The sequence below is a fragment of the Arthrobacter sp. AK01 genome (assembly GCF_021109375.1).
In the GTDB taxonomy this organism is placed as follows: domain Bacteria; phylum Actinomycetota; class Actinomycetes; order Actinomycetales; family Micrococcaceae; genus Arthrobacter.
In genome coordinates this window covers 52,278-74,776 of the sequence record NZ_JAJOHP010000020.1, presented here as the reverse complement: position 1 = coordinate 74,776, position 22,499 = coordinate 52,278, and the positions used below count along the sequence as shown (strand labels likewise).

At 62.4% G+C, this 22,499-nt stretch carries 16 protein-coding genes; 13 read left to right on the top strand and 3 right to left on the bottom strand.

The features are described from left to right. The 8 genes from LN996_RS09290 to LN996_RS09255 form a co-directional block, all read left to right on the top strand. On the top strand, nt 1-699 hold a 699-nt coding region (locus LN996_RS09290; protein ID WP_231340107.1), incomplete at its 5' end, for an S-layer homology domain-containing protein. A gap of 210 nt (nt 700-909) precedes the next feature. Next, complete coding sequence (locus tag LN996_RS09285; protein ID WP_231340106.1) at nt 910-2,418, top strand: polysaccharide pyruvyl transferase family protein; 1,509 nt, start codon at nt 910-912, stop codon at nt 2,416-2,418. 87 nt (nt 2,419-2,505) lie between these two features. Beyond that, nucleotides 2,506-3,378, top strand: coding sequence for an MBL fold metallo-hydrolase (locus LN996_RS09280; RefSeq protein WP_231340105.1), 873 nt, complete (start codon nt 2,506-2,508; stop codon nt 3,376-3,378). Between the two features lie 113 nt (nt 3,379-3,491). Next, nucleotides 3,492-4,556, top strand: a complete 1,065-nt coding sequence (locus LN996_RS09275; protein WP_231340104.1) for a hypothetical protein — start codon at nt 3,492-3,494, stop codon at nt 4,554-4,556. Nucleotides 4,557-4,654: 98 nt separating this feature from the next. Then, on the top strand, nt 4,655-6,112 hold the full coding sequence (locus LN996_RS09270) for a cell wall anchor protein (RefSeq protein ID WP_231340103.1): 1,458 nt from the start codon (nt 4,655-4,657) through the stop codon (nt 6,110-6,112). Nucleotides 6,113-6,353: 241 nt separating this feature from the next. After that, nucleotides 6,354-7,571, top strand: a complete 1,218-nt coding sequence (locus tag LN996_RS09265; RefSeq protein ID WP_231340102.1) for an MFS transporter — start codon at nt 6,354-6,356, stop codon at nt 7,569-7,571. 237 nt (nt 7,572-7,808) lie between these two features. Further along, nucleotides 7,809-10,625 (top strand): S8 family serine peptidase, encoded by a 2,817-nt coding sequence (locus tag LN996_RS09260; protein WP_231340101.1) that lies wholly within the window; start codon nt 7,809-7,811, stop codon nt 10,623-10,625. A 240-nt stretch (nt 10,626-10,865) separates the two neighbouring features. Next, complete coding sequence (locus tag LN996_RS09255; protein WP_231340100.1) at nt 10,866-13,622, top strand: S8 family serine peptidase; 2,757 nt, start codon at nt 10,866-10,868, stop codon at nt 13,620-13,622. Nucleotides 13,623-13,722: 100 nt separating this feature from the next. On the opposite strand, the gene LN996_RS09250 is transcribed toward LN996_RS09255, so the two are convergent. Beyond that, a complete protein-coding gene (locus tag LN996_RS09250; RefSeq protein WP_231340099.1) occupies nt 13,723-15,078 on the bottom strand; it encodes an acyltransferase in 1,356 nt (451 codons plus the stop codon). Between the two features lie 220 nt (nt 15,079-15,298). Between LN996_RS09250 and LN996_RS09245 the strand changes: the two genes are divergently transcribed. Continuing rightward, entirely contained in the window at nt 15,299-15,520 is a 222-nt protein-coding gene (locus LN996_RS09245) for a hypothetical protein (protein WP_159700946.1), read from the top strand. Between the two features lie 71 nt (nt 15,521-15,591). On the opposite strand, the gene LN996_RS09240 is transcribed toward LN996_RS09245, so the two are convergent. Continuing rightward, nucleotides 15,592-16,605, bottom strand: coding sequence for a phosphatase PAP2 family protein (locus LN996_RS09240; RefSeq protein ID WP_231340098.1), 1,014 nt, complete (start codon nt 16,603-16,605; stop codon nt 15,592-15,594). A 53-nt stretch (nt 16,606-16,658) separates the two neighbouring features. Here LN996_RS09240 and LN996_RS09235 point away from each other — a divergent pair, with 53 nt between their 5' ends. From LN996_RS09235 to LN996_RS09220, 4 genes are read left to right on the top strand one after another with little or no spacing between them, the layout of a single operon-like run. Further along, entirely contained in the window at nt 16,659-18,077 is a 1,419-nt protein-coding gene (locus LN996_RS09235; protein WP_231340097.1) for an extracellular solute-binding protein, read from the top strand. Continuing rightward, nucleotides 18,074-19,039: a carbohydrate ABC transporter permease gene (locus LN996_RS09230; protein ID WP_231340096.1), complete on the top strand. Its 966-nt coding sequence runs from the start codon at nt 18,074-18,076 to the stop codon at nt 19,037-19,039. The genes LN996_RS09235 and LN996_RS09230 overlap by 4 nt, the downstream gene beginning before the upstream one ends. Before the next feature lie 8 nt (nt 19,040-19,047). Further along, on the top strand, nt 19,048-19,920 hold the full coding sequence (locus LN996_RS09225) for a carbohydrate ABC transporter permease (RefSeq protein WP_231340095.1): 873 nt from the start codon (nt 19,048-19,050) through the stop codon (nt 19,918-19,920). A 31-nt stretch (nt 19,921-19,951) separates the two neighbouring features. Further along, complete coding sequence (locus tag LN996_RS09220) at nt 19,952-21,358, top strand: glycoside hydrolase family 32 protein (RefSeq protein ID WP_231340094.1); 1,407 nt, start codon at nt 19,952-19,954, stop codon at nt 21,356-21,358. A gap of 49 nt (nt 21,359-21,407) precedes the next feature. Here LN996_RS09220 and LN996_RS09215 read toward each other — a convergent pair whose 3' ends face one another. Next, nucleotides 21,408-22,460 carry a LacI family DNA-binding transcriptional regulator gene (locus tag LN996_RS09215; RefSeq protein WP_231340093.1) on the bottom strand — a complete coding sequence of 351 codons (1,053 nt, stop codon included), beginning with the start codon at nt 22,458-22,460 and terminating at the stop codon, nt 21,408-21,410. Nucleotides 22,461-22,499: the final 39 nt, after the last annotated feature.

Sequence of the window (22,499 nt, the reverse complement as noted above, 5' to 3'; positions counted from 1 at the left end):
GTTGCCGCTGGCACGTACCCGGGTGCCGGGACGGTGACGGTCACAGCACGGGCGACGACGGATTATGTTCTTGCCACGGGTGCGACCGCGTCTTGGTCCGGGACGTTCAAGTCCACCTCCGCAGTGTCGTTCACGGATGTGGCCCCGGGGGCCCAGTTCCATGCTGAGATTTCGTGGTTGGCATCGCAGGGGATTTCGACGGGGTGGGTTGAGGCGAATGGCTCCAGGACGTTCCGTCCGTTGCAGGCTGTGAACCGGGATGCGATGGCTGCGTTCATGTATCGGTTGGCTGGTTCGCCGGCGTTCCAGGCTCCGGCGAAGTCACCGTTCGCTGACGTGACGCCGAGTACGCAGTTCTACAAGGAAATTACGTGGCTCGCGTCCCAGGGCATCTCGACTGGTTGGGTGGAAGCTAATGGTTCGAAGACGTTCCGGCCGGTGCAGCCGGTGAACCGGGATGCCATGGCTGCGTTCATGTACCGCTTCGCGGGCAAGCCGGCGGTCACATCGACTGCTTCGTTTGCGGATGTGCCGGCTGGGGCCCAGTTCCAGAAAGAAATCAGCTGGTTGGCTGGAGCAGGGATTTCCACGGGATGGACCGAGGCAAATGGGTCCAAGACGTATCGGCCGCTCCAGCCGGTGAACCGCGACGCGATGGCCGCTTTCATGTTCCGCTACAACCAAAAATACGGAAAGTAAGTGGGTAAGCGGTCGTAAGACCATCACGACGCCGGTGGCCAGGTTTCCCCTCGAACCTGACTGCCGGCGTCGTACTTTTCCACAGCCAAGAAACCGCTGTCCGGTCCTCACAGCCCGACCCGGTAGGCTGGAAGCTGCTTTTTGACGTTCTAAAACCGAGGTACCGTGCGAGTTGTAGTTCTTGGAGACATTGGTCAATCCATTTATCACGTGGGTGACGAAGCGATGACCCATGCCGTAGTGGACGAACTCCAGGCCCGCGGAATCACGGATATCGTGCTCCTGTCCCGGAACCCTGAACAGAGCAGCAAACTGTATGGCACGCCCGCAGTAAAGACCTTGAAGTTCCCTTGGCCTCCCAACCGCCGCGAGACGTACCTGAAAGAAATTCAGTCCATTCTCGCGGGTGACATGGATGCCCTTCCTGCCACGGATCAGGTCCACGCGCTTATCGAGACAGTCAAGTCTTCTGATGGCGTGGTCATTGCAGGCGGCGGCAACATGAACTCCCCGTATGGCTGGCTGCTGTATGAACGGGCGGCCGTGGGCGCCATTGCGAACGCACTCGACAAGCCGTTGGTCATCTCCGGACAGACCGTGGGTCCAGTACTAACAGGACCCGACTACGACGCCGCTGTGGAGCTCTTCCGCTCGGCGGCGCTTTCCAGTGTTCGCGAGCAAACGTCCTTCGAGCTGATGCGTGAGGCAGACGTCCCGGCCGGGTTGACCTTGGATGACGCCAGCTTCCTCAAAGAGGGCCCTGCCGACGCAATCTATTCATCGGCTGTTCCTGCGTACCAGCCGAGCCCCGAACGACCATACATTGTGGCGAGCTTCGCACCCGGCACGGGGGCGATGGACAGGGATGACTTCAACCAGGGTGTAGCTGACCTGCTGGACAGAATTGCCGACGCCGGCCAGGTGGACGTCGTGATGGTTCCGCACATGTCCCGTCCGGGGAACCGTGACATGGATATGGAGATGCACGAGGATATCCGACGCCGCATGCGTTCCGAGAACGTCACTGTCTGCGGTCAGTTCACTGCGGAACAGGCTGCCTCCCTGACGATGCGGGCCGAATTCGTGGTTGCCAGCCGGTACCACCCCATTGTCTTCGCTCTGGCGGCTGGTGTTCCGTGCCTCGGCATTGCCGTTGACTACTACGGAGAAGTCCGGCTGGGCGGTGCCCTGGCCAACTGGGGCCTCGGCCACACTTTGCGGTCATTGCGGCATGTTGTAACCCCCGGGTTTGACGATTATGTGGACCTCCTCTGGAACCGCCGGAACGACATTCGGGCGTACTTGGAGAAATTGAGCCCCACGCAAAGCACCTTCCAAAGCGCGTGGTGGGACGCCGTCGTCGAAACCCTTAAAGGCGCCACCCCGGCCGCGCCGGTACTCAGCACTCCTGAACCGGCCTTCCCTGAACTGCACTCTGGGGAGCACCCTGCGGCCGCCAAACTCACGGCCAACAACGAGTCGCACATTGGTCACCAGTCTGTGGAGTTGTATCGGCTGACCCATGCACTGGAAGACACCACGGGCACTCTTGCCGCAGTGGAAGCGGAGCATGAGAAGCTGCGGCTTGCCTTGGAGGACTCAGCCGGGAAATTGTCAGCGGCTGCGGCAGAATCCAATGAGCTCCAAAATCAGCTCCGCTCCCTCGAGACCTCCCTTGTTGTACGGGTGGCACGACGCCTGAAGTTGCTCCGGGTCTGACCCGCCAGTCTTCCAGCTTCCCCTCGGATTTGGTGGGTAGAGTAGAGGCCTGAACATCGCCGGATTGCACTGGATACGGAGAACTCATTGTCAGCTTGGCTCGAACTCGGACCGGACAACTACGTCTTGGAAACCGAGGGATCTTTACTGAACACCGGGCTCGTGGTGGGCTCTGAGCTTGCCATGGTCATCGACACCGGCTGCGGCCCCCGCCAAGGCCGGGAGATCCTCGCTGCAGTCCGCGAAAAGACCCAGCTGCCGCTGGTAGTGGTGAACACGCATGCGCACTATGACCACTTCTTCGGCAACGCAGTTTTTGCCGACGATGGCGTCACGGAGTTTTGGGCGCACGCCAACTGTGCGGCGGCCATCGAAAAGGACGCCGACATCCAGCGCCGCTTCGTGGCCACCAACGAACCGGAGATGGCAGCCGGGGAAGGTGACGCCGTCGACATCGTTGTTCCCAACGCGCTGGTCCACGATCAGCCGGTCCTTGTGGATCTCGGCGGAATCACAGCAACGCTCTTCTATCTTGGACGTGCACACACTGACGGCGACCTCCTGGTAGGCACCAGCTCCACGCTGTATGTAGGCGACTTGGTGGAGCAGGGCGCACATCCATCGTTCGAGGATTCATACCCCGAGGAGTGGGCCGATGCCCTGCGGCACATCTCGGCCCTCCGCCACCGTTACGAGTTCCTGGTCCCCGGTCACGGAAAGCCCGCCAGCGACGAGTTCGTCAAAACCATGGCCGACACCATGAGCACGGCAGTCCGCCAAGCAACGCAGAGCATCCGGGACATGCCTTCCGATGCAACCAAGGCGATTCCGGTGCTGCCCTACGGCCCCGAGCAGTCCCGTTGGTTCATCAAGCGCCTCCAGGAAACCAACGCCCAAGGACGGACCTCGCTTGCCACGCCAGACTTCGGACCGGGCAAGGCCGGTTTCTATCCGTCATAAACAAGGGGCCTTATAAATTTCCATTTCGTTTACTCCCAGCCATGGACTAATTGGTGACAGCCGTCCTAGGATGAAGGCGACCATTCGGTTCGCGACTACCTGGGGGTGTCGAGATGAAGGGCACACGCGTATTCCCGCGTGCTACCAACATTCTCCGCTCTGTCATGATCGCTGGAGCCGGAACGGCAATCTGGATAGCACTCTCCGCAACTGCCGCGAGTGCCGACACCGGAGCTTCGGATAACCACACACTTCTTGATGGAGTAACGGCTAACGTCTCCACCGCTGTCTCCTCGTCAACGGACGCCGTTGGGTCCGTCGCAAAAGCTGCTGGGCCACAGGCGACGGCTCCTACCATGAGCATCCCCGTCCCGAACGTCCCGCTGCCTGCTCCCGTCAAAGCTGTTGTGCCGGCGAAACCGATAACGGTCCACGTTCCGGTCGTGACTCCCATAGTGGAGCAAATTGGCAGTTCGGTGGACACCCTTGTGGGGACCGTTCCTGTCGTCAACAACGTGGTTCCGGGCGACACTGTCGAAACTGTTGTGGACACAGTGGTGGAACCCATAACTGGAAGCGTTGACCAGACCGTGGAAGCCGTTGTTCCCCCGCTCAACGATGCCCTGGCGCCCGTTGCCCTGGAACCCGTCACCGACGTCACCAACCCCATTGTTCAGCCGATCGTCGATGTAGTTGATACCGTCCTACCGCCGGTCACCTCCGACACCCCACCCGTTGTGGCTGGAGACAAGGCCCCGAGCGTCGGCACTATCCCAAGTTCCGGCGTCGTGGGTTCGCAGGAGGGTGAGGGCTCTGCCGGAACTGTTCTGCAAGGATCAACTCCCGGACAAGTCGAGCAGCCAGCACTCGCGACTGCTGCGCCGGTGCCTTCCATAACCCGCGTGCTCGGCTCGTCCGGCACTGCGGCGGCCGCTGGAACAGCTTCGACCGGCGCTCCGAAGGGACCATCAGAATCGCCTGCGGACCGCAATGCTGTGCCGGCTGGCCTGGCTGGCGCTGGCTCCGGTAATTCCCAAAACGGCCCGCCAAGCCCCGCCGCAGCCTTCCTCCACGGCGCACTGATCATTCCTGCAAATTCCCTTACTGACCTTGTGACGGTCAGCGATGAACAACATCCAAAGCCGGTCTGTTTTGATCCCGGCTCTTCTCCTGATTAGTTCCCGCACCCAGCTGCGCAGCAACCCGCAGCAGACGGTTACGAGGGCGATCCGTGAACGGACGTCTCTGGGAACAAGACCTTCAGGAGAAGATCGCAATGAACACGACCATTCGCAAGTGCCTCATCGGCACATGCTTTGCCGGGGGCATGATTGTCCTCAGCGCAACCGCGGCACATGCCGCGGATACCACCAGCGGCAAGGACGGGCTCCTCTCCGGAACCCAAGTAGTAGCGCCTGTTACAGCGCCGATCACCACCGGCGCCACATCACTGGGACTGTTGGGGGATTCAGCAGCTACGGCGTCCGCGCCGGCAACTGCTGGAGGTTCGGGCACAGCGCCTGCTGCCACAACCAGCGGCTCCGACAGCATCGCTTCCGGGACACAAGTAGTCGCCCCGGTTTCGGTGCCCATAAACCTGGGCTCGTCGTCAGTGGGTCTGCTGGGGGGCTCCACTGTGGCGAGCCCAGCCACACCTGCCGCACCAGCAGCGGCAACAAGTTCGACGCCGGCAGCCGGGACCAGCGGTTCCGGCAGCATCGCCTCGGGAACCCAAGTGATCGCGCCGGTGACGGTTCCCATCACGGTGGGGTCGACGTCGGCGGGCGTTCTGGGTGACTCATCTGCCACCTCAACGCCAGCAACATCAACTCCTGCGCCGGCTCAAGCGCCGACGCAGGCAACAACGTCGGGGGGAGAGTCAATCGCATCCGGCGCTCAGGTAGTGGCTCCGATATCGGTCCCTGTTAACATCGGGGCCACTGCCGTGGGTGTGGCTGGGGATTCCTCGGCCACGTCCGGTACCGCCGGTACTGCGGGTGGCACTGCTCCGGCTGGCAGCGCTTCGGGTGCTTCGACGAGTGGTTCGGATGGCATTGGTTCGGGCACGCAGGTTGTTGCTCCGATTACGGCTCCGGTGAACCTCGGCGCTACCTCGGCTGGTGTGCTGGGGGATTCCTCCGCTACCAACACCGGTACTGCGGGTGGGACTGCTCCGGCTGGCACCACGGGCGGCAGCACTACTTCCGGCAACGGCGGACTGCTCTCAGGCACCCAGTTGGTCATTCCAATTACTGCTCCTGTAACCGTTGGGTCCACGTCAGTGGGCGTCGGCGGCGGTTCGGTTGGCACTGTCACGCCGCCGGTTGTTGCGCCTCCGGTGGTGAACCCTCCGGTTGTCACGCCTCCGGTTGTTGTGCCTCCCGTTGTTAACCCGCCGGTTGTTGCGCCTCCGGTCGTGAACCCGCCGGTCGTTACGCCTCCGGTCGTTGCGCCTCCCGTGGTGAACCCGCCGACTATCAACCCGCCTGCTGGCGGCAACACTCCCGCTGCTGGCATCAGTGCGGGAGCCGGCACCCAAGCCGGCACGGTTGTAGCCCTTGCTTCCACAAAGGGCGCGATGACCGCGGCAGCCTCCACCGCCGTCGGGAGTTCAAGCGAGCTGGCCAATACAGGGCTGAATGGCGCCTTCGTTGTCTGGGCAGGAGCCATGCTTTTGATGGGCCTGCTCCTGGCGGCAGGTAGCCGCCGGAAGGCAGCAACCAACCGCCGGTAGTCCGCGGCAGGCAACCCCGCTTCGCATGTAGTTGTTGGGGGGGGGGGGGCCCCCGGCCCCCCCCCCCCCCCCACCCCCCCCCCGCGGCCCGCCCCCCCCCCCCCCCCCCGCCCGTGTGGGGGGGGGCCCCCCCCCCCCCCCCCCCCCCCCAACAACTGCGAACCCCACTAGTGCGCCGGTGCGCATTGCGCAACGTAATGCTGGCCCCGACCGCAGCTACCGCAGTCCTAGGATGAAAGGGATGACCAGGACCCAGACGAATCAAGCGTTCAGCCTTCGCAGCGTCGCATTGCCGGCCTTCGGGCCCGCACTGCTGTTCTGTATCGGCGAAGGGGCGGTCCTTCCGGTCATCGCTCTCTCGGCACGTGACCTCGGGGCCTCTGTGGCAGTTTCCGCGTTGATCGTGACGCTGATCGGACTGGGATCCTGGATCTTCAACATTCCGGCGTCGATCATCACGGAGAAGTTCGGCGAACGATGGTCGATAGTCGGTGCCGGAGCCCTGGGCGCAATCGCGCTAGGTGCCGCGGCCTTCGCACCACAAATGGAGCACGGGCTCTGGTTGCTGGCGGCCTCCATGACTCTGGTGGGAATGTCCGCCAGCGTCTTCAACCTTGCCCGGCAAAAGTTCCTGACGGAAGCAGTCCCCGTTCTATACCGCGCCCGTGCACTGTCCACGCTGGGCGGCGTGACCAGGATCGGCATCTTCATTGGGCCTTTCGTTGGGGCCGGCGTCATGCAGTTCGCCGGAATCAGCGGCGCGTACTGGGTGGGCTTTGCGGGCATGATGGCGGCTGCGGCTTTGTCGCTCACCATCCCGGACCTGGTGGCCCCAGACGCGTCCGACGGCGGTCCTCGCCCTCCGGCGTCCACGTTGCGGAGCGTTGCGGTGTCCCATGCCGGGGTGTTCCTGTCCGTCGGTTTCGGGATCCTGCTGCTCAGTGCTTTGCGTGCCTCGCGACAGGTGGTCATACCGTTGTGGGCGGATCACCTGGGCCTCGACGCCACCCATGCTTCCCTGCTCTTCGGCCTTTCCGGAGCGATCGACATGCTGGTGTTCTACCCTGCTGGAAAGCTCATGGACAGGAAGGGGCGGCAGTGGGTGGCCATCCCGTCCACGGTGATCATGGGGTCCGCCCTGATCCTGATCCCGTTCACTGGCGGGTTCGTGCCCTTGCTGCTGGTTGCCCTGCTGATCGGCTTCGGCAATGGCATCAGCTCTGGACTCATCATGACGCTCGGCGCCGACTTCTCACCGGACAACGGTAGGAGTCACTTCCTGGGCATTTGGCGTTTCATCGCCGATTCGGGTGCCACCGGGGGACCGGTGCTCCTTTCCGGGCTGACGGCCGCCATTTCACTGTCCGCCGGCATCTGGGCCACAGGCGTACTGGGCTTCGCAGCGGCAGCGGTGTTCGCCGTCGCAATTCCGCGGCTAAAACACCGGCGTAACTATTGAGCTGTCCCTGCGTGGATTCCTGACCCTTTTCATTCCATCGAGGGCGTTCTGAAACCCCAATAGGTTGGGATTCGGTTTCTGCGGAGGGGAACCTCGGTCATTAACCCCGGGCGGCTGCCGGAGAAGACTCACAGGAAATTCGCAGGAAACTCCAGATAGTGGCTAAACTCATGCTGGCCGTAGACTCGCGGCCATTTTTTCGCGCTCTTGGGGGCGTTTGAGCAGAGGGCGCTGTCTATGCAGAACCGACGGAGAGCCAGCGTGCGCTCTCAAGTACTACTTGTAGGCGTTATCGCGTTGGTCGGAGCTGGTTTGCCAGCGTTGCCGGCAGTGGCGGATGACGTGCCCGTGCCGGCGCCGAGCGCGGCACCGTTGTCGACGGCCACCCAATCGTCGGTGATACCGACCGATCAGTTCATCGTGAAGTTCAAAGAACGAGCGGGCATCCAATCGGCTGACCGACAGTCCTCTCTTCGCCAGGCTGCCGGTGCAGCAGGCGTCCCTGTCCAAGCCGTTCGCAGCACCGCCACGGGCGAGGAGGTCGTCAAGACCGACCGAAAGCTTGGGGCCGAAGAAGCAGGTGAGCTCGCTGCCACGCTGGCGGCGGATCCCACTGTGGAATATGCCGAACCGGACACGATCATGCGGCTTCACGATCTCCGGCCCAACGACACCTACTTTGATTTTCAGTGGGGTGTGGGTGACAACGACAGCGGGGGCATTCGCATGCCAATTGCATGGGACATCAATCAAGGTGAGGGCAGCGTAGTCGCAGTCATCGACAGCGGCATTCTGAGCCACAGTGACCTGAACGCAAACGTCCTCCCTGGCTACGACATGATCAACGACCCCGCTGTTGCACGCGATGGGAATGGGCGCGACTCCAACCCGCGTGATGAAGGAGACGCCGTCACTGCTGGCCAGTGCGCGCCGGGTGAGCCCGCCAGTATTTCTTCCTGGCACGGGACGCACGTAGCCGGCATTGTTGCGGCCGTAGGTGGTAACGGTAAGGGCGTCACCGGCGTGGCGCCGAAAGCCAAGGTTGTGCCCATCCGCACCATTGGCACGTGCGGAGGCTATACCTCCGATATTGTCGACTCGATTGTATGGGCCGCAGGGGGAACCGTTCCCGGTGTTCCCGCGAACGCCAACCCTGCCCGCGTCATCAACCTCAGCCTTGGTGGGCGATCCACGTGTCCCGCAGCCATCCAGAACGCCGTCGACTTCGCTCATGGCAAGGGCGCGGTGGTAGTGGTATCGGCTGGCAATGAAAACATCGACGCATCGCTGGTGAGCCCCGGCAACTGCCGGGACGTCATCAACGTCGGCGCCACCACTAAAGATGAGCGCAAAGCCTATTACTCCAACTACGGTGCGGCTATCGACGTCATGGCGCCCGGCGGCGACATGAGCGTGGACGTTCTGGGCGGCATCGTGTCCACTCTCAACAACGGTACCGACCGCGCCACAACGGAGGACTACTACCTCAAAGCCGGCACGTCCATGGCTGCGCCGCACGTCGCAGGAGTGGCAGCAATGATGTTGTCGGTCCTGCCAGCCTTGAAGCCGGAGGACGTAGAAGCGAAGCTCAAGGCAACGTCCAAGGCACCAACGTGCAGCGGTTGTGGGGCAGGGCTCATTAACGCAACCGGTGCCCTCCGAGACGTTGAGCTGGAAGCTGAGCCAATTGTTGGTGGCACTCCGGTGATCACGGGTGAGCCCTTCGTAGGGAAAACGTTGACCTCGACGGACATCGGTAACTGGACCTTCAACCACCTCACTCAGTGGACGCATCAGTGGAACCGAAACGGGGCGGCGATCCCCGGCGCCACTGACTACTCGTACACGCTCTTGCCGGAAGACCTGGGCTCTACACTCACCTTTACTGTTACAGCCAAAAAGGACTTCCATCCCACGGTCTCAGGCACCTCAGCTCCGACGGCCACGGTGAAGCCGGGGATGTTGTCCTCAAACGTTCCCACCATCAGCGGCTCGGCCTATGTCGGCAACGCTCTGACAATGGACGCGGGAACATGGGGACCTGAACCTGTCGAGCTTTCGTACCAGTGGTATCGGGCCGGTGCCGCCATCCCTGGCGCCACGGGGACGGGTTACACCCTTGCGGATGCAGATGCGGGCAAGGCACTGACCGTCAAGGTAACTGGCACCAAACCGGCTTACGGCACCGTGGTAAAGACCAGCGCTGCTACGCAGACCGTGGTGACGGCCGACAAAGCGGTCACGCCGAAAGCAGTTGGCTTCGCAGAGGCCCCTTACATGGCGAACGACAAGTACACGATCCCGGAATCCATTGGCACTGAATACCAAATCTCGGGGACTACCGTCGCGGCCGGGACATATTCAGCTCGTGGCCAAGTCAAGGTAACGGCCAAAATCAAGGACGGCTTTGCACTGGCTAACGGTGCAGCCTCCGAATGGCTGGCGTACTTCAGCTCAAAGGGCCCCGCATTCACGGCTCCAGCCAAGTCGCCGTTCAAGGACGTGCTGACTACCCAGCAGTTCTACAAGGAAATGGCATGGATGGCCGACCGGAAGATCTCCACGGGATGGGTCGAAGCGGACAAGTCCGTGACTTACCGTCCCGTGACCCCGATCAACCGTGACGCGATGGCTGCGTTCCTCTACCGCATGGCGGGATCGCCCGCCTACACGCCGCCAGCCAAGTCGCCGTTCAAGGACGTGCTGACCACCCAGCAGTTCTACAAGGAAATGTCCTGGTTGGCTGAAACAGGCATTTCATCGGGATGGACGGAATCTGATGGTTCACGGACCTACCGACCTTTGACTCCCATCAACCGTGACGCCATGGCTGCATTCCTCTACCGCTTGGCGAACAAGCCCGACTACCAGCCGCCAAATTGGCTGCCATTCTATGACGTCCCCTATGGAACGCAGTTCTACAAGGAGATGGCATGGATGTACGAACAAGAGATCTCCAAAGGCTGGCTGGAGGCTGACGGACAGTACACATACCGCCCGCTGTCGCCTATCAACCGCGACGCCATGGCAGCCTTCCTCTACCGGATGCCATAGCGACACCAAAGTACGAATCAACCGGGGCCGGTTGCAGACTCTTCTGCAGCCGGCCCTCGGCGTTGCCCAGCATCCGAGACTCGACTCACAGGTAATTCGCAGGAATCTCAACTCTCTGGCTAAACTCATGCTGGCCGTAGACTCGCGGCCAATTTTTTCGCGCTCTTGGGGGCGTTTGAGCAGAGGGCGCTGTTTATGCAGAACCGACTGAGAGCCAGCGCGCGCTCTCGAGTACTACTGATGGTCGTAATCGCGATGGCCGGCGCCGTGCTGCCGGCTCTCCCTGCTTCTGCAGACGATGAGCCCATGCCCAGTGCTGCACCGCTGTCGAAGTCCACGGTCACCGAGGCGGATCCGACCGATCAGTTCATCGTGAAATTCAAGGAACGGGCAGGTATTCAGTCGGCGGATCGCCAATCGGCCGTTGGCGAGGCGTCCGATACCGTGGGCGTACCAGTCCAAGCGGTTCGTACTCTGGCCACGGGGCAGGAAGTGGTCCGGACCGAACGAAAGCTTGACGCCGAAGAGGCCAGCGAGCTCGTGACTGCCCTCGCTGCAGACCCAAGGGTTGAATATGCCGAACCCGACACCATCATGCGGCCTTTTGCTGTGGCACCGAATGATGAGTACTACCGCCTGCAATGGGCCCACGGGGTTGGCAACGGCGGGATGGGCGTTTTGGGAGCCTGGGATGTCAGCCAAGGCGAGGGGAGCGTGGTGGCCGTCATCGATAGCGGCATTCTCAACCACAGCGATCTAAACGCCAATGTCCTCCCTGGTTTCGACATGATCAGTGACCCAGCAACCGCCCGTGACGGCAACGGCCGTGATTGGAACCCGCAGGATGAGGGCGACAGAACCTCCGACGGTCAGTGCGGTGCTGGATGGTCGGCAGAGGATTCCTCCTGGCATGGAACGCATGTCGCCGGCATTATTGCTGCTGTAGCTGGAAACACCCAGGGTGTTGCGGGAGTAGCCCCCAAGGCCAAGATCGTGCCCGTCCGGGCCCTTGGTATCTGCGGCGGATACACCTCCGATATCGCCGATTCGATCATCTGGGCAGCCGGAGGAAGTGTTGCCGGCGTTCCGAACAATACCCACCCTGCCGACGTCATCAACTTGAGCCTTGGTGGGCGCGCGGCCTGCTCAACGGTGTACCAAAACGCCACTGACTTCGCCCGCAGCAAAGGCGCATCCGTGGTGGTGGCAGCAGGCAACGAAAACATTGATGCATCGCTGGTAAGCCCGGCAAACTGCACGAATGTTTTGGTGGTGGGTGCCAGTAAACGGGACGGTAACAGGGCCTCATACTCAAACTTCGGAATCAACCTCGATGTCACCGCACCTGGTGGGGACATGACGTACAACAGTGCGGACGGCATCGTGTCCACCCTGAATAACGGCACGGATGTTGCCACCACGGAGGACTACTACCTCAAGGAAGGCACCTCCATGGCCGCCCCGCAGGTAGCAGCAATTGCGGCGTTGATGTATTCGAAACTGCCCGCGCTTACACCCACTGACGTAGAGCAGAAGCTGAAGGCGACCGCGCGGCCGATCTACAACTGCAATTGTGGAGCAGGGTTGGTGGATGCGACGGCAGCTCTCAATGACGTTGCATCGGACGCCTCCCCAGTGGTTCCCGGGACTCCCACCATCTCCGGTGACGCTGTGGTGGGTGGGTTGCTGACCTTGTCCCCCGGAGTTTGGGAGCCTGCGGGCAAGGTGTGGACGGACTACAAGTGGAAGCGAAATGGCGTCCTTACCAACGGCACTGGGATCCAATATCCGCTGGGGCCCGGAGACCTGGGCGCGACTTTCACTGTGACTGTTACCGGAAACAAGAACTACCAAGCCAGCGTGGCGGTGACCACTGCTCCTACAGCTCCAGTCGGGGTGGGAACGCTAAGCGCCGGGGTACCCTCCATCAGCGGTAATGCGTATGTTGGCGGTACGCTGACCGCTGACCCCGGCAGTTGGGATCCTGCTCCCGTCCAGTTGGCCCTGCAATGGCAACGGAACGGGGAGCCTATCCAAAGTGCCACCGCCAAGACGTATACGGCGACTGAAGAGGACTCCGGCAAGGCGCTTACTCTCAAGGTCTCCGGTTCAAAGCAGGCCTACCATTCGCTGTCTGTTGTCAGTGAACCCACTGCCTTGGTGGTCCCTGCGGAAAAGGCTGTGTCGCCTGAGCCTGTGGTGTTTACCGATGCTCCCTTTGCCGACAAAGACACTTATGCCATTCCTGACACGGAAAGCACCAACTACTTCATTGATGGCGAGCCAGTTACTCCGGGGATACATTCGGCCACGGGGCGCATCACGGTAACGGCAGCGGCCAAGGACGGCTACGTACTTCTGCCCGGCGCCACCACATTGTGGACGGAACGCTTCAGCGCCAAGGGTCCGGATTTTGTACCGCCGTCCATTTCGCCCTTCAAGGACGTGCTGACCACTCAACAGTTCTACAGGGAAATGGCCTGGATGGCAGATGAAGGCATATCTACGGGATGGGTGGAAGCGGACAAATCCGTAACGTACCGGCCCTTGACGCCCATCAACCGTGACGCCATGGCCGCCTTTCTGTATCGCTTGGCAGGTTCGCCGGCTTACACTCCGCCGACAAAGTCCCCGTTCAAGGACGTGCTGACCACGCAGCAGTTCTACAAGGAAATGGCGTGGCTGGCGGATCAGAAGATCTCCTCCGGCTGGACCGAAGGCGACGGCTCGCGGACATACCGGCCCCTGACGCCTATCAACCGTGATGCCATGGCGGCATTCCTTTACCGGATGGCCGGTTCACCGGAATACAGCAGCCCATACCCGTCGCCGTTCAATGACGTTGCGTACGGGCAGCAATTCGATATGGAAATGGCTTGGATGCTGGACATGGAAATTTCCACTGGATGGGTGGAAGCCGACGGAAAGCGAAACTACAGGCCGCTGTCACCCATTAACCGTGACGCGATGGCCGCCTTCCTCTACCGCATGCCATAAGCCTTTGGGAGCTGCTGCTTCCTGACCCTGTTTGGACCAACAACGGCCGCAGAGCAACCCCTTCAGGTTGTTCTGCGGCCGTTCGGCGTTGCAAAGAGGGTCAGGAGGCCACCGAATCCGATGACACCAACCGCGGCGTCTTCCACGCCCGGTCCGGGACTTTGCCGGTAACAAGGGCCACTGCGATCACCAGCAACACCAAGCCCCACGTCGCATTTGCCGCGTCCAAGGCGGTCCTCATCACTACGAACGGCGGGATGATGGCCAGGACAGTCCCTGCAGCGATGCGCCACATCGCGGGCCTAACAGCACCCGGTGCCAGGGCAGTGGGGGCGAGCTCCAAGCGGACCAGTGGGGTTGAGACCAGGAGCACCAAGGCCCAAGCCGCAACGTAGAACAGGGGCCGGGTGAGCCACCACTCGGTGCTGGCCGGCTCCGGGAACGGCAGCCTCAGGATCAAAGCGAGGCCGAACATTGCGATGATCAACGGCAGGTGCCACAGGTAAATGGTCATCGCCCGGCTGCCCACAACGAACATCACCTTCTGCACCCAGCCAACGTGCACGAACCGCTGCAGAACGGGGTACACGGCCTTCACCAGCAACACATGTGCCAAGCCCACCAGGATGAGCGGGAACATCGGCGGGTTCTGGCTGGTCAGCATATCCACGGGATACGGGCCGGAATGAGTGAGTGGAACCATAACGAGGTAGCAAGCAGCGGCAGCCACGATGAGCTTCCAGCGGGAGAACCTGTCAAAAAATCCATCGGCATAGAAGAAGCCCAGCTGCTGCAGCAAGCCCCACACGAACACCATATTCAACAGGCCGATCGGGTTCGAGTCGAAGCCCCACGGGTTGCGCTCCAAGCCCAGGCGAAGGACATCGACGACGACGGCGCCCGCGGCCAGCGCTGCGAGGGTCCGGTACGGTGCCAGGCCATGGAGCTTGGCCATCGTTGGCACCATGGCTTGGCAGATCAGGTACGCAGCGAGGAACCACAGCTGGACTCCAGCGCCGGCAGCGATAACCGCCAGCAGCTCGCCCGGGACGCCAGCCGCCGTCGCACTCCACAACGCAATGGCGAGGAACGCGTACAAGGCAACCGTGGGGCGGACCAGTCGGAGCACCCTGTTCCGGAGGTAGTCACCTGCGTCGCCGCCCTTCCGCTGCAGGCTGCGCCATGAGGTGAGCGACGCGAACCCGCCCACCACGAAGAAGAGCGGCATGACCTGGCCAAACCACGTTCCCTGTGCAAACCAGCTCAGGGAGGTCAGGGGATTCCCTACTCCGACGCCGGAGGAGTCCACGCTGATGCCCATCATGAGCAGGTGGACGGCCACTACGGCAAACATGCAAGCGACGCGGATGAAGTCCACCACGAGATCGCGGGATGCCGGAACGGTAGCAGTGCGACCGGCAGTGGGGCTCAAGCCGGGGCTGAGGGTGGAAGACATGGGGGCTCCTGGGATTAGCCGTTGTTTATCCATCGAGTGGATTAACTGTAACCCATGGATGGCGCCCCGTCGACGTCACACGCAGAAACCCGGACGCATTCGGGTCAAGATAGGTAGCACCGGGCGTAGCCTTAAGGAGGGCCTGCACCCCCGATCACCCGAGAACCACTCCGGCGCAAATGGCGCATTCCATGAATCCACACCCCACCAATGAAGGGCAGTGCTGATTGTTGTGCACATCAAAGAATTCTGGGACCAGCTCTCATCGGACACACAGCAGTGGCTCATTGACAACCCGGGAACCATGATTGTGCCCCGAACCGTCACGGCGATCATCAATGGAGAGACGGGGGAGAGCGACACCGTGGACGCCCACGGTGGGACGCAGCTCACTGATGAGGACCGGCATTTCATCCGGGATCAGGCCAGGCGCGCCGGGTAGCGCGAATCGCACCATAGGCTCGGGTGCGATCGGCGCCGAAGTGGTGCGCCGCCGTCGAGCGTGAAGCGCGTTTAGCTTTTGCGTGCCGCCAGGCCGAAGAGCCAGGTGCCGCCGAGGGCTGATAGGTATCCGGCGATCACGATGAACGCTGTGCCTGCCCAGAAGTAGTCGATGGTGCTGTCGGTGCTGAGGCCGGGCATGACCTGAAGCAGGGAGTATGCGGCAACAATGCCGGCGATCACCAGGGCGATCACTGTGAGCCATACCCAGAGCCGGGATGCTGCCCAGTGCTCGCCGTATCCCTTCCAGACATTCCAGCTGCTGCCGGTGCGCAGGATGAGCCACCCTGCGGGGAGCATGACGGCTCCAACGAGCAGGAAGGCTGCCACGACGTCGGCCGGGCGGTGCCATTGGTTGATGAGCGTGGAAACCCCGGTGGCTACGGCGAAGGAGCTTCCGAGGAAGCCTGCCAAGGGGCGCCAGCGCGGCGAAACCATGAGGAACACTGCGGCAGCGGCGGAGGCGGCCAGCGTGGTGTGTCCGGAGGGGAGTGAGTTCAGTTCCAGGGTTTGCACACCGCGGTCGGGCCTGTCCGGAATGAGGAACTTGAGGATCTGGGTGGCCACGTTGGCTGCGACGCAGGCTGCGACAGCGATGCCGGCAGCCTTCCAGCGGCGGCGTGCGATGGTCACGAAGAGCACCATAATGGCGGCGATCGCCAGTGAAAGCATGGGGAGCATGTCCAGGAATTCCGTGGAGGCCCTGCCGGCTGTTCCGCCCAACACCGTGGCTTCAACCAGTGCTGACTCGTCGATGAACTGGCCCATGGTGGTGCGAACAAAGAAGTAGTAGGTCGCGGCAAGGCCCACCACGCTGGCGATCGTGGCCAGGATGAAGAGGAATCCTGTTCCAACGCCTGCGTTGCGCTGCTGAAGCGGCCGTTTGCTCGACCTCCCGCTGGTGCGGAATTGCTGGGAACTCATTCTGTCTAGGGTGCCACAGTTCTCTGGATGGCCCATGTGAGTACTGCCTTCGCGTGGCGGGGCGCAGTGAGATGCCTGCAACATTCCTGTGACGGTTGACACGTGTTAGGTGGCGGGTTTAAGCTGCCTAACACGTGTTAGGGAAGGAAATCTACATGTCGGGAACCAATGGGGCTTTGCGTCAATTCACACGCAGAAGTGCCCTCACAGCCCTCGGCGCCGGGATTGTTGGAGTAACCGCGGCGTCGTGGCCGCGCTTGACCGGGACGGACATTCCAGGCCGGGGAGACAACAGCCTCAGCATCGCCATCATGGGCACCGCGGCGGACGCGGCGGCCCGCCAAAAGGTCATCGACGCCTTTGCCAAAGTCCACCCCGAAATCAAGGTCAAGGTCCAAGCGATCCAGGCCGTGGACTGGAAGGACTTCTTCACCAAGATCCTCACCATGGTGGCCGCGGGCACCCCTCCGGACGTCGTGTACGTAGCCACGGAAGGTGCCCAGCTCTTCGCTGAAAAACTGGCCCACCCGCTGGACGAGTACCTGCGCCGCGACGCAGCGGACATGAAGGAGTACTTCGAGGACGTCCACCCCAGCCTGGTGGAAGCGTTCATGTACAAAGGCAGCCTCTTCCAGCTCCCCATCGACTGGAACGCGGCCAATATGTACTACAACACCGCGTCACTTCGTTCGGCAGGCCTGGAGCGGCCCGCCGATGACTGGACGCACACAGACTTCCGCAGCACACTCGCGGCAATGAAGAAGGCCAACCCCAAGGACTTCACGCCGTACTACTGGACCAACCGCCTCTTCGGCGGAGTGGTGCCGTGGCTCTACGCCAACGAGACAAGCTTCCTCAAGGAGACCAAGTCCCCAGGTGGCGGATGGCTCTGGGACAGTTTCTACGCGAACGACCCCTCCCGCAGCCTTCGCTCCGGCGGCTACCAGTGGCTGGAACCCAACGCGGACGATCCCAGGGTCTTCGAATCCTTCGACTACCTCCGCGGTCTGGTGAAGGACGGGCTGGGTGTCCGGCCCGAGGAAGGCGGCGGTAGCGCGCTGATCGGCCTCTTCGCCTCCAACAGGATAGGTACGACGCCGGCGGGCGGCTATTGGGTGCAAGGCCTCCATGAAGCGGGGATGACAGAGGACGGATTCGACGTCCAGTTCTTCCCGAAATGGCGGACCCAGCGCCACCAGTTCGGCACGGCCGGGTACGCGATCATGAAGACCGCCAAAGACAAGGACGCCGCCTGGGAATGGGTGAAGTTCAGCTCCAGCCTCGAGGCCATGCAGATCGTGTTCCCTACCCCGAACACCACACCGGCCCGGCGGTCCATGGTCAATGAGCAGCTCTACGCAGGAACTGGTCCACGGAACTGGAAAGTCTTCTACGACACCCTGGACAGGTTCCCCACCACAGGTCCCATTCCAGCGCCACCCCAGCAGGCCGCCGTCGAAACTGCCCTCATGAAAAACGTGAGCCTGGCTGTTAGCGGAGATGAGCGTCAACTCAAAGACGCCCTGAACTCCATGCAGCGTGACCTCGAACTTGCCCTGAGGAGGCAACCATGAGCACCGCAACCAGTACGCCTACGGGCACGGGGAGCGATCCGGGCCGTCGCCAGGCCGCCCACAAGAACGGCCATGGCTCCAAACGCGGCCGCGCGCAGCAACGCTGGCTGCCGTGGGCCTTCCTGGCGCCCACCATCGCGGGCATGGGCATCTTCACCCTGCTGCCGATCGTGGCATCAATCGCGCTCGCGTTCTTCCGCTGGGACATTATCTCCGCGCCGACGTTCGTGGGCTTCGACAACTTTGCCGAGGTAGTCCAGGACCCCACCGTCCGGGTCTCATTCCTGAACACCATCGTGTTTGTGGTGGTGGCGGTGGCACTCCAGCTTGGACTGGCACTGGGCTTGGCGATCATGGTGCAGGAGAAGCTTCCGGCGTGGCTGAGGGTCTTCTTCCGCTCCGCGTTCTTCTTCCCGTTGATCCTGTCAGCGGCTTCGGTGTCCATCTTCATGCGCTACCTCTTCAACGAACAGTTCGGCGTAGTGAACTGGATGCTGTCCATCGTCGGCATCCCAGCGGTCCCGTGGCTGACGACGCCAGGTGGATCTGCCGCCGTCGTGATTCTTGTCTATGTGTGGCAGAACTTCGGGTTCTCGTTCCTGCTCTTCATCGGCGGGCTGGCCTCCATTCCGGTGGAGACCTACGAGGCCGCGTCCATCGACGGCGCCACCGGGTGGCGCAAGCACTGGTTCGTGACCCTGCCGCTGCTGAGCCCCACCACGCTGGTGGCCTCGGTCATGGCGATCATCAACGCCCTCCAAGTGTTCGACCAGCCCTATGTCCTGACCCGCGGCGGGCCCGGTGACTCAACACGCACGGCGGTGATGGTCATCTTCGAGTCCGCGTTCCAACGCCTCGAATTCGGCCAGGCTTCGGCGATCGGCGTGATCCTGACGCTCATCATCATGGCCATCACCGCCGCGCAATTCCGGCTCAGCAAACGATTCGTCTTCTACCAGTAAGGCCCGTCATGACCACTATTCAAGAACGTGTCACCACCACGGCGCCTGTAGTTACGCGGAGGAAGCGCGACTGGTCAGTGGCCGTCCGCGTCATCGTCTTGCTGATCGCGTCCGTCTTTGTCCTGGGGCCCGTGTTGTGGACGCTGTCCACCTCGCTGCGGCCGCCGTCGGAATCCTTCCAGCTGCCGCCCGCCTTCCTGCCCCTGAATCCGGACCTGACCTCCTACGAGCAAGTGTTCAAGCAGCTCAACATCGTGGCCCTGGTAGTGAACAGTGCGTTGGTGACCGGTTTGATCGCGGTGGGGCAGATGATCACCGCCGCGCTGGCTGGCTACGCATTTGCGCACCTTAAGTTCCGGGGGCGGGGTGCGCTGTTCTCGATCGTGCTGGCCACCATGATGGTGCCCGCACAGGTCACGATCGTGCCTGTCTTCATGCTGATCCGCGGTGTTGGCCTCTCGGACACGCTTCTGGCGCTGATCATTCCGGCCATCCCGACGGCGTTCGGCACCTTCCTGATGCGCCAGTACTTCATGGGGTTGCCGGGTGAGCTCGCTGAAGCGGCCGCGATCGACGGCGCCTCGCCGTGGCGGACGTTCCGCTCCGTGTATGCGCCGTTGGCCATGCCGGGCCTGGCGATCGTGGGCATCCTGGCGTTCAACTTCCACTGGAACGAGTTCTTCAGGCCACTCATCATGACCATCTCCGAGCAGAACTTCACCCTCCCGCTGGGCTTGGTCTCCCTTCAAGGCAACCTCGGCACCGGAAGCATCTCGGTGGTCCTGGCCGGTGTTGTCCTCTCCATGATTCCCGCGCTGGTGGTGTTCATGTTCGGCCAGCGCGCGCTGCAGGACGGGCTCACCGCAGGTACGGGCAAGTAATTCTCTCGTCGTCTTTCTGAAAGGGGTTCCGTTGACGGACCTTGCACTCTCTTCCTCGCTTTCCATGGCGGCAACGCACCCGGATCCCGCCTTCCCGCGCTTCCACCCGCGCCCGGCGCAGGGTTGGATCAACGATCCCAACGGCATCAGCTACATCAATGGCCGGTACCACGTGTTCTTCCAGTACAACCCCACGTCCGCGCGGCACTCTCAGATCAACTGGGGGCATGTGAGCTCTGGTGATTTAGTGCGTTGGGAAGAACACCCCGTAGCGCTTTCGCCCCAGGCGGGCGGACCCGACTCCGCCGGATGCTGGACCGGCGTAGTGACGTTGGATGATGGAGTCCCAACCGCTTGTTATTCGGGTATCCAGGACCACGGCGGGCACTCACAGGTAGTCATAGCCCGTGGCTCCGCCGATCTTGTTTCCTGGGAGCAGGATGGGCACGTTGCTGCGTCTATGCCCGAAGATCCACTGGTAACCGCTGTGCGGGATCCCTTCATCTTCCACTTCAACGGTGCCCGCTACGCCATGCAGGGTGCAGGGCTTTCCGACGGGCGCGCCGCTTTGCTGCTGTACACAGTGGACTCCCTTGACGTCTGGGAGTACCAAGGCATCTGGCTGACCACTGCTGATCCGGTGGCTGCTGTCCACACTCCGGCCGAGATCTGGGAGTGCCCGCAGCTGGTGGAGGTACCCCTCGTTTCTGGTGGCTCCACCTGGGTCATGATGTTCTCGCTATGGCTCTCCGGGGACGATCACGAGCACGCCAATGGGGTGGGGTACCTGACCGGCTCCCTGTTCGCGGATCCTGCCACGGGGTTGCCTGTGTTTGCTCCCGTTTCGGGTGGGAAGGCGGATCTTGGCCGCGACTTCTACGCGCCGCAGATTGTGCAGCTCTCCTATGGCTCTGCTGACTCCGCGCCTGCAGCGTTGCTGTGGGGGTGGGCCAACGAAGGTCCCGGACGCGACGGTCGCCGGGGCCGTACCCAGGAAGAAATCGACGACGCCGGGTGGTCGGGTGTCCTGACGCATCCGCGCGTTTTGTCCGTGGTTGACGGGGCGCTGGCTGTCACTCCTGCGCCTGAGATTGACGCGTACCGGGGTGCTGCTGTGGCTGAGGGCGCTGTCGGCTACGGTGCCGTTGCTGTGCCTGCCTTTGCCGAGGTGCTGGTTCGCGGTGGTTCTTCCGGTTCTGGTTCCGGCTCTGTGGAGCTGGTGCTTGGTTCGGGGGCCGACGCTCAGGTGGTTTACTCGGGATCCGTGGCCGAGGGGGAGGAGTTGCGGATTTTCATCGACGCATCCCTCGTGGAGGTCTACCGTTCCGGTTCCGTCGCCACCACCCTTCGGGCCTACCCTGCTCCGGGAGAGGAATGGCAGCTCACCTTGCCCCACGGCGCGACCGCCGACGTATGGGAGTTGCGCCTTCCCGCATAGGGGGCAGGCCGGCGTCGTGCGCTGTTCTGGTGTTTGCGACGTCAGCGGCCTAGCGCGTGGGTGCGGGGCCGGTCGATTCCCGGATGACAAGGCGGCAGGGGACCATCGTTTCCACGGTGGTCCCCTTTCCTGTGGTGTTGGTTCCCTCGATGGTGTCCAGCAGCGTGGTCATCGCGGCGCGGCCGATCTCCCGCAGCGGCAATGCCATGGTGGTGAGCGCCGGGACCATGGTGTCCGCGATCCGGGTCTCATCGTCGTAGCCCATCACGGACAGGTCCCCGGGGACGCTGAGCCCAAGCCGGGCGGCCGCAAGTGTCACTCCGACGGCGAGGCGGTCGTTCGCGCACATGATGGCGGTGGGCCGATCAGCCGGGGACACGTCGTCGAGCAGTTTCATGGCGCCGCGATAGCCGGCATCAATGTCCCATCCGGCCATGACAATCCGGTCGCTCCGTAGCGGAACGTTGGCCGCTGCATGCGCATCCCGGTACCCCTGAACGCGGAGTGGCGCGGCCGGCGAGTCTTCATATCCTGCCAGCAGCGCGATGTCCCGGTGCCCCAGCTGCAAAAGGTGCTCGGTGGCTTCGCGTCCGCCGGTGACCTCATCAGGAATCACGTGGTGCAGTTGCGGTTCGGGGAGGGCGTCGTAGCAGTTGGCCAACACGGACGGAACGCGGAGCATGCCCTGCGGAACGTCGATCGGTTTCAAGCCCACTGTGACGTACATGAGCCCATCGACTTGCCGGTCCAGGAGGGTCTCAATGGCGCCGGCATCCCGGGCGCTATCCCGCTCGGTGTCCATGACAACCGTGACAAAGCCGCGGCTGCGCGCAATGTCATCCGCGCCGCCGATGATGTTGCCGTCGAACGGGCTGACCACCACTTCGTCCGACAGGATCCCGATAACCCTGGAACGCTGGTTGCGCAGGCTCAGCGCGATCGCATTGGGGGAGTAGTTCAGCTCCAACGCCGCCGCGCGGATCCGGTCCTGGCTCTCCTTGGCCACATTCCCGTCGCCGCGGCCGTTCAGAACCAAGGAGACCGCGCTCCTGGAGACACCCGCCCTCTTGGCGACGTCCAGTGCAGTGGCCTTGCGGTTCATCGGGAGAGTCCTTCCGTCTTCTGTCAGCAGTCTACCTAA

Coding starts and splice junctions, on each gene's coding strand:
- LN996_RS09260 (WP_231340101.1), top strand. CDS start 7,809: ATGCAGAACCGACGGAGAGCCAGCGTGCGCTCTCAAGTACTACTTGTA.
- LN996_RS09275 (WP_231340104.1), top strand. CDS start 3,492: ATGAAGGGCACACGCGTATTCCCGCGTGCTACCAACATTCTCCGCTCT.
- LN996_RS09250 (WP_231340099.1), bottom strand. CDS start 15,078: ATGTCTTCCACCCTCAGCCCCGGCTTGAGCCCCACTGCCGGTCGCACT.
- LN996_RS09235 (WP_231340097.1), top strand. CDS start 16,659: ATGTCGGGAACCAATGGGGCTTTGCGTCAATTCACACGCAGAAGTGCC.
- LN996_RS09255 (WP_231340100.1), top strand. CDS start 10,866: ATGGTCGTAATCGCGATGGCCGGCGCCGTGCTGCCGGCTCTCCCTGCT.
- LN996_RS09270 (WP_231340103.1), top strand. CDS start 4,655: ATGAACACGACCATTCGCAAGTGCCTCATCGGCACATGCTTTGCCGGG.
- LN996_RS09230 (WP_231340096.1), top strand. CDS start 18,074: ATGAGCACCGCAACCAGTACGCCTACGGGCACGGGGAGCGATCCGGGC.
- LN996_RS09215 (WP_231340093.1), bottom strand. CDS start 22,460: ATGAACCGCAAGGCCACTGCACTGGACGTCGCCAAGAGGGCGGGTGTC.
- LN996_RS09225 (WP_231340095.1), top strand. CDS start 19,048: ATGACCACTATTCAAGAACGTGTCACCACCACGGCGCCTGTAGTTACG.
- LN996_RS09265 (WP_231340102.1), top strand. CDS start 6,354: ATGACCAGGACCCAGACGAATCAAGCGTTCAGCCTTCGCAGCGTCGCA.